The sequence below is a fragment of the Comamonas terrigena NBRC 13299 genome (assembly GCF_006740045.1).
GTDB classification, from domain to species: domain Bacteria; phylum Pseudomonadota; class Gammaproteobacteria; order Burkholderiales; family Burkholderiaceae_C; genus Comamonas; species Comamonas terrigena.
In genome coordinates this window covers 3,442,282-3,455,497 of sequence record NZ_AP019749.1, presented here as the reverse complement: position 1 = coordinate 3,455,497, position 13,216 = coordinate 3,442,282, and the positions used below count along the sequence as shown (strand labels likewise).

Here is a 13,216-nt window from a genome sequence, read left to right as displayed (position 1 = left end):
GCGGCTGTGAGTCCCAGTTTCTTTTTTTATCGTTTTCCCAAGCAGGAATTCCCCATGACACCCTCCTTCCCCCGCCGCCTGCGCTGGCCTGCGGCCCTGGCCGCCCTGTGCCTGTCCGGTGCCGCACTGGCCCACAACGTCTGGCTGGAGCCGGACTCCGACGGCAGCTACCTGCTGCAGTTTGGTGGCCATGCCGGACAGCTGGAAGCGTTTGACCACGCCAAGCTGCAGAGCGTGACCGCCTATGACCGGCGCGGCCGCAGCGTGCCCGCCCAGGTCCGGACCGTGGCCCAGGGCCTGAAAGTCCACCCCGATGCCCAGGCCGCGCTGCTGGCCGTGGAGCTGGACAATGGCTTCTTCAGTGGCCAGCCTGGCGACAAGGCCATGCGCAACCTGCCCATGGACCAGAACCCGGGGGCCACACGCGGGGTCTGGGCGCGCAAGTACCACAAGACGCTGCTAGTCTGGGGCGCGGTGGCGCGCAAGGAACTGGGCCAGAAATTCGAAGTGACGCCCCAGCAGGGCCAGGTGCCGCACGCGGGCGAGCAGGTGCTGCTGCAGGTCACGCTGGACGGCAAGCCGCTGGCCGGTGTGCGCCTGAGCCAGGGCGAGAACGGCAGCCCCGCGACCACCGACGCCCAGGGCCTGGCCCGCGTGCCGGTGGTGGCGGGCACCAACACTATCCAGGCCATCTACCGCCAGCCTGTGCAGGGCGATGCACGCACCACGGAGCTGAGCTTCGAACACCTGCTGCGCTTTGCCGTGCACTAACCCGGGCACTGCTGCGTGCACCACGGTGCGGATGGCGCTGGGTACGGTGGCCGAGGGCCTACACTGGCAGCATCTGTAACCGGGGCTGCGCCACAGGGGCCGTGCCCCATGCCCGAAGGGCAGGGAGAGCGAGATGACGACACGGGATCAGCGGCTGGCACAAGCCGCCCAGGCACTGGATTGCCCCATGGATGTGGAGATTGCCCCCGGCGGCAGCTACCGCCCGGTGGTGCGGGACGAGCGCATGCTCTATGTCAGCGGCCAGCTGCCGCGCCTCAACGGGGCCATGGCATCGCTGGGGCCGGTGGCACCGGCCTCCGCCGCACCGGCCCCCGGGACCGCCACGCTGGAACAGGCACGGCGCGCGGCCCGGGTCTCGGCCCTGCGCAGCCTGATGCTGGTGCAGCGCACGCTGGGGAGCCTGGAGCCTGTGCAGCGCATCTGTCGCATGACGGTGTATGTGCACTGCACCAGCGACTTCACCCAGCACAGCGAGGTGGCCGACGGCGCTTCCGAGCTGCTGGTGGAAGTGCTGGGCGACATCGGCCTGCCCGCGCGCTCGGCGATTGGCGTGGCACAGCTGCCCAAGAACGCCTCGGTCGAGGTGGAGCTGACGGCATCGGCCCACTTCGCGCTGTAAGGGCGCAGGCCCCCTTCAGGCCCTGCGAGCCACGCCGCCGGGCCACGCACCGCAAAAAAAGAGCGCCTCCAAGGCGCTCTTTTTTTGTGGGGCTGTGGGTGCAGCGCTGTGCTGGAAGCGGCCTAGCCCGCCACCGCCTGCAGCGCCGCAGCGGCGTGCGCGCCGGCCGAGTTCTGCAGCGCCCATTGCGACACGCCGCGCACCACATCGCCAATCACCAGCACGCTGGGGCTGCCCAGCTGCTCGTCGTGCAAGGTGGCGGGCAGCTGACCCAGCGTGGTGATGGCGTGGCGCTGCTGCGCCAGGCTGGCGTGCTGGATGATGGCCACGGGCAGGTGGCCGGGCAGGCCGCCTTCCTGCAGATCGTGGGCAATCGATTCGGCGGAGCGCACGCCCATGTAGATCACCAGCGTCAGCTTGGCCGCATGGGCCGTAGCGGCCAGTGCGCGCCAGTCGGTGCCGGCGTCACCGGGCTTGGCGTGGCCGGTGATGAAGACGACGCCATGGGCATGGTCGCGGTGGGTCAGCGGCGCGCCCAGGCTGGTCAGCCCGGCCAGACCGGCGGTGATGCCGTTGATGACCTGCACCTCAATGCCTTCGGCGCGCAGGTGCTCCACTTCCTCGCCCCCGCGGCCAAAGATGAAGGGGTCACCCCCCTTGAGGCGCACCACGTCTTCACCTTCCTGCACGGCCTGCAGCATCAGCTTTTCGATGAAGGCCTGGGGCGTGCTCTTGCAGCCGCCGCGCTTGCCCACGTACACCACGCGGGCGGTGGGGGCGGCATGGGCCACGATCTCGGGGGAGACCAGGTCGTCCACCAGCAGCAGCGTGGCGTTCTGGATGGCTTTGAGCGCCTTGATGGTCAGCAGCTCCGGGTCGCCCGGGCCGGCGCCCACCAGGGTGCAGCGGCCGGTGGTGAGGGGCGTGGTGGCGGTGGTCATGGTGTGGCTCCTTGCGCAGCGGTGCTGCGCAATTGGCGGTGCAGTGCAGTCAGATACTGCACTTGTTGGGCAATGGGGGCGGGAACGGGCTGGCGCTCTGCGAGCACGTTCTCGATATAGCGGGCCGTGGACTCTACATCATGGCTGGGCGGAAGCGCAGGCAGGTCGGTCAGCGTGCCGCGCTGATTTTCCTGCAGCGGCTGCAGCTGGCCGCGCAGCACGGCCGTCATGGCCGGGTGGCGGCGCGGGTCGGCCACGGGCTCGCCCTCGGTGCCGCGCAGCAGCAGGGCGGTGGCGCCCACCAGGGCCTGGGTGGCGGCCATGGAGGTGGCGTATTCGGGGTGGGTGTAGCTGCCCACCACCAGCGTGTCGTGGCCGCTGCGGCCCAGCGGGTTCAGCAGCTTGACCAGGCTGTGCGACGGGTTGCGCAGGCCGATGGCGGCGCGGGCATTCAGCAGCCTTTGCAAACCGGTGTGCAGCGCGCTCGTGGCGCAGTGCAGCAGCTGGCCGGGGGCGATGTCGGTCAATGCGGTGGCAGGGGCATGGCCCAGCGCCAGCAGCACCTGGGCGCTGGTGGTGCGGCTGGATTCGGTAGTGCTGCCGTGCAGCAGCACCGGCAGGCCTTCGCGTGCCAGCAGCAGGGCCAGCAGCGGGGTGAGCACGGGCAGCTTGCGCGCGCCGTTGTAGCTGGGCAGCACGATCCAGGGCTGCTGGGGCGCAGCCAGCGCGGGCAGGCGCTGGTGGATCGCATCCAGAAAACCGGCCATCTCTTCGGGCGTTTCGCCCTTGATGCGCATGGCCACGCAGAAGGCGCCGGTGGCCAGATCATCCACCTGGCCGTCCAGCAACTGGCCCATCAGGTCGGCGGCCTGGTCACGCCGCAGCGCCCGCGCGCCGTCTTTGCCGCGGCCGATTTCTTTGAGGTAGTGCTGGATCGACATGGGGTATATATTGTCTTTCGTTGTTATGGTTTGTTTTTAATATTTATTTTTCATATGCAAATGGTGCCAGCGGTCGAAAGACTGGACGGGAGCCCAGACTGGCTGCACCGCTGCTGCGGCTATTTTCGTGCTGAATGGATGCGGTGTTCGCGCATGGGGCCGCTGGGGCGGTCGCTGTGCACATTTTTTTCGGCCGGTGCAGGCGCGGGTCTGCGTTGCAGGCCATCGGAAAGCCTGCCGTCACAGTGGGAGGGAACCGCCGTTGGCCCCAGGAGGCACACTGGGCGGTGCACCGGGTACGGCAGTGATGATTGTTCACGATGGCAGCCATGGCTTTCGGTGGACGCCGCGTGTACGGTCTGTACGATGGGGTGCTGAATTTCCTCAGGAGTCACTGCCATGAACGCTTCCCCCTCTCTGGTCGATGAGCTGATGTCTCAGCTGCAAGGTGCCCCCATGCAGCAGATGGCGCAGCAACTGGGTACCGACACCGAACAGACGCAGTCGGCCGTGGGCGCGGCCTTGCCGCTGCTGCTGGGCGCTCTGGGTCAGAACGCTGCCCAGCCCCAGGGCGCCGCCGACCTGCTGGGGGCCCTGCAGCGGGACCACAGCGCAGCCGCGCCCCAGGGTCTGGGCGGTCTGGGCGACCTGGTCGGCTCGGTGCTGGGTGGCGCGCAAGGTGGTAACGGTGGTGGTGGCGCCGGACTGGGCGGCGGGGCCGACATCCTGGGCCACATCTTTGGCGGCAACCAGCAGCGCGCGGAAGCGGGTCTGGGCCAGGCCACCGGTCTGGGCGGCAATGCCGGCAATCTGCTGCAGATGCTGGCCCCCATCGTGATGGCGTTTCTGGCCAGCCGGGTGCAGTCCGGTGGCCTAGATGCCGGCGGACTGGGGCAGGCCCTGGGGCAGGAGCGTGAGCGGGCGCAGGCCCAGGGCGGTCTGGGCGGCGGCTTGCTGGGCAGCCTGCTGGACCAGGACGGTGACGGTCAGGTGAGCATGGGCGATCTGTTCAAGATCGGTGGCGCGTTGCTGGGCGGACGCCGCTGAGCGCCGCCGGGACAGCGCTGGCCGTTTCTGTATAGGATCGGCACGGACCGAGGGTCGGATGAAAAAAGGCAGCGCAAGCTGCCTTTTTTGTGGGCGCTCGGCGCAGGCCGGGGTAGGAGGGCGGCGCGAGGGCTGCTTACCCGCTACAGGGATACGGGCATCGCCTGATTGCTGCATTGCCGCGATGCCGCCACACTGGCGCTGCGAGTCTGGTTAGTATGCATGCCAATGGCAGTTCCGTTGGCGCTTTTTGTCCCAAGGAGATGCGGTATGACGACTGTGGCTGACATCCTGCGAGCCAAGAACAACAGCCCCGTGCACAGCGTGGCCCCCACCGACACCATGCTGGCGGCGCTGCAGCTCATGTCCGACAAAGGCATCGGCGCGCTGCTGGTGCTGGACGGCGGGCGCATCGCCGGCATCGTGACCGAGCGGGATTACGCCCGCAAGGTGGTGCTGCAGGGGCGCAGCTCCAGCACCACCCAGGTGCAGGAGGTGATGACGTCCCAGGTGCACTGTGTGCTGCCGCGCCAGACCACGGCCGAATGCATGGCGCTGATGACGTCCCGGCGCATCCGCCATCTGCCGGTGGTCAACACCGAGCACCAGGTGCTGGGCATGGTCTCGATCGGGGACCTGGTCAAGGAAATCATCTCCGAGCAGCAGTTCACCATCCAGCAGCTGGAGCACTACATCACCGGCTCCGCGCACACCACCAGCTGAGCACCGGCAGCGCTAGGCAGGATGGCAAACGGCAGGCCGGGCCAATGCCCGCCTACCAGCGCCGCTGCGCCGCAGGTTCTACACTGGCGGCCATGAGTTCGCTGATCCTCGGTATCGAATCCTCCTGTGACGAAACGGGCGTGGCCCTGGTGCGCCTGCCCGATGGCGGCGCCGTGCCCCAGTTGCTGTCGCACGCACTGCACAGCCAAATCGACATGCACCGCGCCTATGGCGGGGTGGTGCCGGAGCTGGCCAGCCGCGACCATATCCGCCGCGTGCTGCCGCTGACCGAACATGTGCTGAAGGAAAGCGGCACCACGCTGCAGGACGTGGACGTGGTGGCCTTCACCCGTGGCCCGGGCCTGGCGGGCGCGCTGCTGGTCGGTGCCGGTGTGGCCTGCGCCCTGGGCGCGGCGCTGGACAGACCGGTGCTGGGGGTGCACCACCTGGAAGGGCATCTGCTGTCGCCCTTTCTGAGCGAGGATCCGCCCGAATTTCCCTTCATCGCCCTGCTGGTCTCCGGCGGCCACACCCAGCTGATGCGGGTGGACGGGGTGGGCGACTACGCCATCCTGGGCGAAACCATCGACGATGCAGCCGGCGAAGCCTTCGATAAATCGGCCAAGCTGATGGGCTTGCCCTATCCCGGCGGGCCCGAGCTGTCCCGCCTGGCCGAAGGTGGCGACCCAGAAGCCTTCAAGCTGCCGCGCCCGCTGCTGCATTCGGGCGATCTGGACTTTTCCTTTGCCGGCCTGAAGACGGCGGTGCTGACCCAGGCCAAGAAGCTGGGGGACGATCTGGAAGCGCGCAAGGCCGATCTGGCCGCCAGCACCCAGGCGGCCATCGTCGACGTGCTGGTGCGCAAGACGCTGACGGCGCTGAAGGACACCGGCATGCGCCGCGTGGTGGTGGCCGGTGGCGTGGGCGCCAACAAGCTGCTGCGCGCCCAGTTGAACGCCGCCTGCGCCAAGCGCCAGATCCGCGTGCACTACCCCGAGCTGCACCTGTGCACCGACAACGGCGCCATGATCGCCATGGCCGCGGCCATGCGCCTGCAGGCCGGACGCGAACAGGCGGAAAAAACCTATGCCTTCGATGTGAAGCCGCGCTGGCCGCTGGATTCGCTGAAGTAAGGCCAGACCTGGGGGCCGTGCCGCCGATAAAAAAGCAGCCCTGGAGGCTGCTTTTTTGTGGCTGCCGTGGCGGCCGTGACCGGGCTTAGCCCGCCAGCTTGGCCGCCAGCTTGGCGACGGTGGCGCCCTGGTTGCGGGCAATGGCCAGCTCATCCGGGTGCGGCTGGCGCGAGCCGTCGGGGCCGGCAATGGTGGTGGCACCGTAGGGCGAATTGCCGCCCTTGACCGCAGACAGATCGGTCTGCTGCGGCAGGGCATAGCCGATGGGCACGATCAGCATGCCGTGGTGGGCCAGCGTGGCCCAGGTGGTGGTCACGGTCATTTCCTGACCACCGCCGGTGCCGGTGGACGCGAACACGCTGGCCACCTTGCCGATCAGGGCCCCCTTGGCCCACAGACCGCCGGTCTGGTCCCAGAAATTGCGCATCTGGGCGGTCATGTTGCCGAAGCGGGTGGGGGTGCCCACGATGATGGCGTCGTACTCCGCCAGCTCCTGCGGGGTGGCCACGGGTGCGGCCTGGTCGGCTTTGCCGCCGGCATTCTTGAACACGTCGGCAGGCATGGTCTCGGGCACGCGTTTGACGGTGACCTGGGCGCCGGCCACGCTGCGTGCGCCGTCGGCCACGGCGTTCGCCATGGTTTCGATGTGACCGTACATGGAGTGATACAGAACCAGAATCTTGGCCATAGTGCTTTCCTGCAAGGGTTGGGGAAGGGGCTCGAAGGGGTCCCGAAGCGACCCCGGTGAGGGCCTGGGTGGGACAGAGAAGACGCCCGTGCATCGTAGGCAGCCATGCGGGGTTTGAGAAGGCCCCCTCCGGCGCGGCTCTGTAGGCGCATTTCCCGTGGTGTGGTGCCGGCCTGCTGCGGGTGGCCACTGGCGCGGCCTATGGCCGCTCAACGGGATGGCCCATTGCGGCCGCAAATCGCCCCGGAGCACAGGGATTCAGAGGGGGAGAACCCGCGCCTCTCGGCACAATCGCGTGGCCTGCAGGTGACCCGTCTGCTCTTTACCAGGGCTTCACACAGAGTTTGTCGCAGCCCTACAGAGCTTGCGCACAATCGGTCACAGTTCACGGCACGATCCACCAGGGCCTTCATGCATTTTTCTTCCTCCTTCCCTGTCATTGCTTCTTCGGCGCGTCGCCCGGCCGCGCTGCCGTTGGCGGTGGCCTTGGCCGGCGCCCTGCTGCTGGCCGGCTGCAGCCACACCACCTCCTTCACCCCGGCAGGCGCCATGCCGGCCGTGCCCACGGCATGGCATGCCGCCCAGTCGGCACCCCAGCAGCAGGCGCCGGAAGACCTCTCGCGCTGGTGGCAGCGCTTTGGCGATGCGCAGCTGACGGCCTTGATCGACCAGGCCCTGCAGGCCAACCCCAGCCTGCTGAGCGCCCAGGCGGCCGTACGCCAGGCCCGGGCCACGCGCGATGTGCAGGCCGCCGGCCTGCTGCCCAGCGCCGGCGCCAGTGCCGGGGTGGGGCGCAGCCGCCAGGGCAATAACGACGCGCGCAACAGCTATTCCGCCGGGCTGGACGCCAGCTGGGAGCCGGACTGGTGGGGGGCGCAGGGCAACCGGGTCGACGCCAGCGAAGCCACGGCCCGCGCGGCCCAGGCCACATTGGAAAGCACCCAGGTGTCGCTGGCGGCCGAAGTGGCCCAGACCTATGTGGAACTGCGCGGCCAGCAGGACCGTCTGCGCATCGCCCAGCAGAACCTGGCGCTGCAACAGCAGACCCAGCAGATCACCGAATGGCGGGTGCAGGCCGGGCTGGCCACGTCGCTGGAATCCGAGCAGGCCCGCCAGTCCACCAACCAGACCGCCGCGCAGATTCCGGCGCTGCAGACCAGCCTGGCACAGTCGCGCCATGCGCTGTCCATCCTCACCGGCCAGCCGCCGGCCGCGCTGGAGGAGCAGCTGCAGGCGCTGCAGCCCGTGCCCCGTGCGCCGGACGAGCTGGCCCTCACGCTGCCGGCCGACACGCTGCGCCAGCGTCCCGATGTGCGCGCGGCCCAGCACCGGCTGGAAGCCGCGCTGTCCACCTTGTCGGCCCAGGAAGTGGCCAACTACCCCAGCCTGCGCCTGAGCGGCTCGCTGGGCCTGAGCGCCCTGACCCTGGGCGCGCTGACCAATGGCGCCTCGGTGGCGGCCAGCATGGCAGCCGGTCTGTCGGCCACGCTGTTCGACGGCGGTGCCAACCGGGCCCAGATCCGTGCCCAGAGCGCGGTGGTGGACCAGGCCCAGGCCAGCTACCAGTCTGCCGTGCTGACGGCGCTGCAGGAAGTGGAAGACGCGCTGGTACAGCTGCAGGGCGACAAGGAGCGCCTGGTGCGCCTGCGTGCGGCCGAAGCCGCGGCGCGCAATGCCTCGCTGCTGGCCAACCAGCGCTACCAGAGCGGGTTGATCGACTTCCAGACCGTGCTGGACACGCAGCGCACCCTGCTGAGCTCGCAGGACAGCGTCTCCACCGTGGCGGCCAGCATCAGCACCGACCACATCCGCCTCTACAAGGCCCTGGGCGGCGGCTGGACGCCGACCGTGGCGACTGACGCCGCCGCCACGCCCGTGGCCCGCAACAGCCAGCCCTGAGCCACGCTGACCGCAGAAGAATCAACAGGATCTACCGAACATGAAAAAGAACAAAACGACTTCCAGCAGCCAAGAAGTGCAGGACCTGCTGGGCGACGGCCTGGCCCGCAAATGGTGGCAAAGCCCCACGGTGTGGATCGGCGCCGTGGCGGTGGCCGTGGCGGTGGGCGGCTTTGCCTGGTGGCAGGCCGACCAGAAGGCCAAGGCCAAGCCTGTGTATGTGACCGAGGCGCTGAAGAAGGGCACGCTGTCGCTGACCGTCTCGGCCAACGGCACCTTGCAGCCGACGCGCACGGTGAACGTGGGCTCCGAGCTGTCGGGCACGGTGCGCAAGGTCTATGTGGACGTGAACGACAAAGTGAAAAAAGGCCAGGTGATGGTCGAGCTGGACACCGACAAGCTCATGGCCCAGGTGGGCCGCTCGCGCGCCACCATGGCCTCGGCCCAGGCCAAGCAGAGCCAGGCCGAAGCCACGCTCAAGGAGGCCCAGGCCAATCTGGCGCGCCTGGAAGAGGTGCACCGCCTGTCGGGCGGCCAGGTGCCGTCGGCCACCGAACTGGATTCCGGCCGCGCCACGCTCGACCGCGCCAAGGCCGATGTGGCCGCCGCCAAGGCTTCGGTGGAAGACGCCCGCAACGCGCTGTCCACCGATGAGACCAACCTCTCCAAGGCCTCCATCAAGGCCTCGATCGACGGCGTGGTGCTGACCCGCACGGTGGAACCCGGTCAGGCCGTGGCCGCCTCGCTGCAGGCCGTGACCCTGTTCACCGTGGCCGAAGACCTGAACAAGCTGCGCCTGGAAGTGGCGGTGGACGAAGCCGACGTCGGCACCGTGCAGGCCGACCAGCGTGCCAGCTTCACCGTCAGCGCCTACCCCTCGCGCCGCTACCCGGCCAAGGTGACCCGCGTGGACTACGGCTCCACCAAGACCGACAACGTGGTCACCTATGTGGCCCGTCTGGAGGTGAACAACGAGGACCTGAGCCTGCGCCCCGGCATGACGGCTTCTGCCACCATCCGCGCCAATGAACGCCAGGATGTGCTGCTGGTGCCCAACTCGGCCTTGCGCTTCACGCCCACCGGCATGCAGAACCCCGGCCAGGCGGCAGCAGGTGCCGGTGCTGCGCGCGAAGGCGGCAAGCCTGCAGGCAGTGCGCCCGGCGCCAGCGGTGGCAACAGTGGCGGCATCGTCGGCCAGCTGATGCCGCGTCCCCCGCGCCAGGGCGGCTCCCGCCAGGGCGGCCGTGAACAGGCCCAGGCCCCCGGCCAGACCCGCTATGTGTGGGTGCTGCAGGGCGGCCAGCCCGAAGCCCGCCAGGTCAAGACTGGCCTGAGCGATGGCCGCATGACCGAGGTGGAGAGCGAAGCCCTCAAGGAAGGCGATCTGCTGATCACCGACCAGCGCAGCGGGGCCGCCAAATGAGTGAGCTGTCGAGTGCGCTCTCTCCCAGTGCCGCAGGGGAAGGCGGCCTGCCGCTGATCCGCCTGCGTGGCGTGACCAAGACCTATGGCGAAGGCGGCCTGGCCTTCCAGGCCCTCAAGGGCGTGGACCTGGACATTGCCCAGGGCGACTTTGTCGCCATCATGGGCCCCAGCGGTTCGGGCAAGTCCACGGCCATGAACACCCTGGGCTGCCTGGACCGTCCCACCACCGGCTCCTACCTGTTCAAGGGCGTGCACGTGGAAGGCCTGTCGCGTGACGAACGGGCACGCCTGCGCCGCCGTTACTTCGGCTTTGTGTTCCAGGGCTTTCACCTGCTGCCGCGCACCACGGCGCAGGAAAACGTGGAGCTGCCCCTGCTGTACCGGGGCGAGCCCACGGCCCAGCGCCACGCCGCCGCCGCCCGCGCGCTGGATGCGGTGGGGCTCAAGGGCTGGGAACACCACACGCCGGCCGAACTGTCGGGCGGCCAGCAGCAGCGCGTGGCCATCGCCCGGGCCATCGTCTCCGACCCGGCCGTGCTGCTGGCCGACGAGCCCACCGGCAACCTGGACACCCAGCGCAGCGAGGAAATCATGGAGCTGCTGTGGAAGCTCAATAGCGAGAAAGGCATCACCGTGCTGATGGTGACGCACGAGCCCGAAATGGCGGCCTACAGCCGCCGCATCGTGCGCTTCAAGGATGGGATGATGGACACCGATACCCCCAACGAACCGCTGGTGCTGCGCCGCGCCGCACTGGACAGCCAGGCCCTGGCCGCGGCCGAGAAAGGCGGTGCCTGATGCTGTGGAACACCATCTGGCTGGCGCTGCGCTCCATCCGTCGCAACCTGCTGCGCTCATTCCTGACGGTGCTGGGCATTGTGATCGGCGTCAGCGCCGTGATCACCATGGTCACCCTGGGCAATGGCGCCACCGTGGCCGTGCAGAACCAGATCTCCGGCCTGGGCACCAATCTGCTGCAGGTGCGCTCCGGCCAGCGCATGGGGCCGGGCGCCACCGTGGCGCCGTCGTTCAAGGACACGGATGCCACGGCCATCGCCCAGCAGATCGGCGGCATCCAGGCCGTGGCCCCCGAGGCGCGCTCCAGTGCCACGGTGGTGGCTGGCGGGCGCAACTGGTCCACCAGCGTGATCGGCAGCACCAATGACTGGCTGATCACCGGCAACTGGAAGCTGGCTCAGGGCCGCGAATTCACCGACGAAGAACTGCGCGCCGGTGCTGCCGTGTGCATCATCGGCGCCACCTTGCACCGCGAGCTGTATGGCAACAGCGCCGATGTGATCGGTCAGCAGCTGCGCATCAAGGGCTTTTCCTGCAGCGTGATCGGCCTGCTGGACTCCAAGGGGCAGGGTGCCTTCGGCAACGACCAGGACGACACCGTGCTGATCCCGCTGAACACGCTGCAGCGCCGGGTGACCGGCAGCAAGCGCCTGAACACCATCCTGGTATCCATGGAAGACGGCAGCGACCCCGAGCGTGTCAAATCCAGCATGAACCAGTTGCTGCGCGAGCTGCGCAAGCTGGCCCCCAGCGATGAAGACAACTTCAACGTGCTGGACACCAAGCAACTGGCCGACACCATGGCCGGCACCACCAAGGTCATGACCACGCTGCTGGGTGCGGTGGCAGCGGTGAGCCTGCTGGTGGGCGGTATCGGCATCATGAACATCATGCTGGTGAGCGTGACCGAGCGCACCCGGGAAATCGGTCTGCGCCTGGCCATCGGCGCGCTGGAGCGTGAAGTGCTGCTGCAGTTCCTGATCGAGGCGGTGGTGCTGGCGGCACTGGGCGGGCTGGCCGGCATTCTGATTGCCACCGCCGCGTCCTATGTGTTGGCGCAGGTGATGGGCGTGCCCTATATCTTCAACGCCGGGGTGAATGCGCTGTCCTTCATCTTCTCCGCCGCCATCGGCGTGGTGTTCGGCTACTTCCCTGCCCGCCGTGCGGCGCAGCTGGACCCGATCGAGGCACTGCGCCACGAGTGAGCCGGTCGCCAGTCTGCACCGTGGCGGTGGCCACACCCCGAACGCCATCCCCCCGGATGGCGTTTTTTCATGGGCGTTCAGGTGCCTGCACTGGCGGAGCCCACTCCGGTAGCAGTGACCGATGCTGTGTGGGGTAGGCGTGCCATGCACGGGGCTACCGCCGGTGCAGGGGTTCCGGTGTCTGGTGCTGGGGAGGCTGTGGATGGAGCGCCTGTCCTGGAGAGGCCGCAGCCCTGTGCCCCCTTTTACCTTTTTACCCTTTGAGCGTGAGCGCTCCTCGGCACCAGGCGCCGGCAGCGTTCACCACCACCGATGGGGCAGAACAAGGGACGCTGCGGGCAATGGCACCGTGCATTGCACCGCGACGCTCGAAACCCGCAGGCAAAAAAGAAGCCCGTCAACGTCGTGCAACGTTGCGGGCTTCATGCTGTCTGGCGTGCCGGTGCTAATCAAGAGGAGAAGAAAGGTGACAGGCCAGTCAACAAAAGGTGGGCAGCGCGCGCTGCACTGCCCGGAAGACGGGGCTTACTGGATGCTCAGCTGCACCGAGGTGTCCACCGGCTTGCGCTGTGCCAGCACCAGGGTCAGCACACCGTTTTCCAGTTTGGCGCTGCTGGCAGCGGCATCGATGGCATGGGGCAGTTCCCAGCTGCGCTGCACCTGGCGGGGTGCGCCTTCCACGCTGCTGAGGTGCACCTGGTGGTCTTCGATGCGCAGTTGCAGCTGCTCGCGGGCCAGGCCCGGCACATCGACGGACAGCGTGGTGGCGTCCTCGGTGGAGGTGGCGGTATAGCCGGCGGTCTTGGCAGCGGCATGCTGCGAGGCTTGCAGGAAGCGCTGCAGGGCCAGATCGGCCTGGTGGGAAGCGTTGAAGGCAGAACGGCGGATGACAGGCGATGCGAAGAACATGGTTGTTGGGCTCCTATACACTGCGCGGCGCTCCGGTTGGTTGCCGCATGCTCAGCAATTGCAGGCTGTGCCGGGGTTTTCAAGGGATGATTTGGT

General features: G+C 68.2%; 13 protein-coding genes. 9 read left to right on the top strand and 4 right to left on the bottom strand.

Annotated elements, in window-relative coordinates; translation table 11 throughout:
* Positions 1-54: 54 nt before the first annotated feature.
* Both CT3_RS15800 and CT3_RS15795 read left to right on the top strand, forming a co-directional pair.
* On the top strand, positions 55-771 hold the full coding sequence (locus CT3_RS15800) for a DUF4198 domain-containing protein (protein WP_066536342.1): 717 nt from the start codon (positions 55-57) through the stop codon (positions 769-771).
* 133 nt (positions 772-904) lie between these two features.
* Positions 905-1,411, top strand: coding sequence for a RidA family protein (locus tag CT3_RS15795; protein ID WP_066536339.1), 507 nt, complete (start codon positions 905-907; stop codon positions 1,409-1,411).
* Between the two features lie 122 nt (positions 1,412-1,533).
* On the opposite strand, the gene cobA is transcribed toward CT3_RS15795, so the two are convergent.
* Both cobA and ybiB read right to left on the bottom strand, forming a co-directional pair.
* Positions 1,534-2,352, bottom strand: coding sequence for a uroporphyrinogen-III C-methyltransferase (cobA, locus tag CT3_RS15790; protein ID WP_066536337.1), 819 nt, complete (start codon positions 2,350-2,352; stop codon positions 1,534-1,536).
* Positions 2,349-3,293 (bottom strand): DNA-binding protein YbiB, encoded by a 945-nt coding sequence (gene ybiB, locus CT3_RS15785; RefSeq protein WP_066536335.1) that lies wholly within the window; start codon positions 3,291-3,293, stop codon positions 2,349-2,351. Before ybiB ends, cobA begins: the two co-directional genes overlap by 4 nt.
* 399 nt (positions 3,294-3,692) lie before the next feature.
* Between ybiB and CT3_RS15780 the strand changes: the two genes are divergently transcribed.
* The 3 genes from CT3_RS15780 to tsaD all read left to right on the top strand — a co-directional run bounded on the left by CT3_RS15780 (position 3,693) and on the right by tsaD (position 6,196).
* Positions 3,693-4,340, top strand: a complete 648-nt coding sequence (locus tag CT3_RS15780; RefSeq protein WP_066536333.1) for a DUF937 domain-containing protein — start codon at positions 3,693-3,695, stop codon at positions 4,338-4,340.
* Between the two features lie 270 nt (positions 4,341-4,610).
* Complete coding sequence (locus tag CT3_RS15775) at positions 4,611-5,063, top strand: CBS domain-containing protein (protein ID WP_066536329.1); 453 nt, start codon at positions 4,611-4,613, stop codon at positions 5,061-5,063.
* A gap of 92 nt (positions 5,064-5,155) precedes the next feature.
* On the top strand, positions 5,156-6,196 hold the full coding sequence (gene tsaD / locus CT3_RS15770) for a tRNA (adenosine(37)-N6)-threonylcarbamoyltransferase complex transferase subunit TsaD (RefSeq protein ID WP_066537293.1): 1,041 nt from the start codon (positions 5,156-5,158) through the stop codon (positions 6,194-6,196).
* Between the two features lie 85 nt (positions 6,197-6,281).
* Here tsaD and wrbA read toward each other — a convergent pair whose 3' ends face one another.
* Positions 6,282-6,884: an NAD(P)H:quinone oxidoreductase gene (gene wrbA, locus CT3_RS15765; protein ID WP_066536320.1), complete on the bottom strand. Its 603-nt coding sequence runs from the start codon at positions 6,882-6,884 to the stop codon at positions 6,282-6,284.
* Between the two features lie 411 nt (positions 6,885-7,295).
* On the opposite strand from wrbA, the gene CT3_RS15760 reads away from it, so the two are divergent.
* The 4 genes from CT3_RS15760 to CT3_RS15745 are packed head-to-tail and all read left to right on the top strand — an operon-like array spanning position 7,296 to position 12,211.
* Positions 7,296-8,783, top strand: a complete 1,488-nt coding sequence (locus CT3_RS15760) for an efflux transporter outer membrane subunit (RefSeq protein WP_066536317.1) — start codon at positions 7,296-7,298, stop codon at positions 8,781-8,783.
* A 40-nt stretch (positions 8,784-8,823) separates the two neighbouring features.
* Complete coding sequence (locus CT3_RS15755) at positions 8,824-10,206, top strand: efflux RND transporter periplasmic adaptor subunit (RefSeq protein WP_066536313.1); 1,383 nt, start codon at positions 8,824-8,826, stop codon at positions 10,204-10,206.
* Positions 10,203-11,006, top strand: a complete 804-nt coding sequence (locus CT3_RS15750) for an ABC transporter ATP-binding protein (RefSeq protein ID WP_066536310.1) — start codon at positions 10,203-10,205, stop codon at positions 11,004-11,006. Before CT3_RS15755 ends, CT3_RS15750 begins: the two co-directional genes overlap by 4 nt.
* Positions 11,006-12,211 (top strand): ABC transporter permease, encoded by a 1,206-nt coding sequence (locus tag CT3_RS15745; RefSeq protein ID WP_066536307.1) that lies wholly within the window; start codon positions 11,006-11,008, stop codon positions 12,209-12,211. The genes CT3_RS15750 and CT3_RS15745 overlap by 1 nt, the downstream gene beginning before the upstream one ends.
* 525 nt (positions 12,212-12,736) lie before the next feature.
* Here the strand turns inward: CT3_RS15745 and CT3_RS15740 are convergent.
* Complete coding sequence (locus CT3_RS15740) at positions 12,737-13,120, bottom strand: Hsp20/alpha crystallin family protein (protein ID WP_066536305.1); 384 nt, start codon at positions 13,118-13,120, stop codon at positions 12,737-12,739.
* Positions 13,121-13,216: the final 96 nt, after the last annotated feature.

Coding starts and splice junctions, on each gene's coding strand:
- CT3_RS15800 (WP_066536342.1), top strand. CDS start 55: ATGACACCCTCCTTCCCCCGCCGCCTGCGCTGGCCTGCGGCCCTGGCC.
- CT3_RS15795 (WP_066536339.1), top strand. CDS start 905: ATGACGACACGGGATCAGCGGCTGGCACAAGCCGCCCAGGCACTGGAT.
- cobA (WP_066536337.1), bottom strand. CDS start 2,352: ATGACCACCGCCACCACGCCCCTCACCACCGGCCGCTGCACCCTGGTG.
- ybiB (WP_066536335.1), bottom strand. CDS start 3,293: ATGTCGATCCAGCACTACCTCAAAGAAATCGGCCGCGGCAAAGACGGC.
- CT3_RS15780 (WP_066536333.1), top strand. CDS start 3,693: ATGAACGCTTCCCCCTCTCTGGTCGATGAGCTGATGTCTCAGCTGCAA.
- CT3_RS15775 (WP_066536329.1), top strand. CDS start 4,611: ATGACGACTGTGGCTGACATCCTGCGAGCCAAGAACAACAGCCCCGTG.
- tsaD (WP_066537293.1), top strand. CDS start 5,156: ATGAGTTCGCTGATCCTCGGTATCGAATCCTCCTGTGACGAAACGGGC.
- wrbA (WP_066536320.1), bottom strand. CDS start 6,884: ATGGCCAAGATTCTGGTTCTGTATCACTCCATGTACGGTCACATCGAA.
- CT3_RS15760 (WP_066536317.1), top strand. CDS start 7,296: ATGCATTTTTCTTCCTCCTTCCCTGTCATTGCTTCTTCGGCGCGTCGC.
- CT3_RS15755 (WP_066536313.1), top strand. CDS start 8,824: ATGAAAAAGAACAAAACGACTTCCAGCAGCCAAGAAGTGCAGGACCTG.
- CT3_RS15750 (WP_066536310.1), top strand. CDS start 10,203: ATGAGTGAGCTGTCGAGTGCGCTCTCTCCCAGTGCCGCAGGGGAAGGC.
- CT3_RS15745 (WP_066536307.1), top strand. CDS start 11,006: ATGCTGTGGAACACCATCTGGCTGGCGCTGCGCTCCATCCGTCGCAAC.
- CT3_RS15740 (WP_066536305.1), bottom strand. CDS start 13,120: ATGTTCTTCGCATCGCCTGTCATCCGCCGTTCTGCCTTCAACGCTTCC.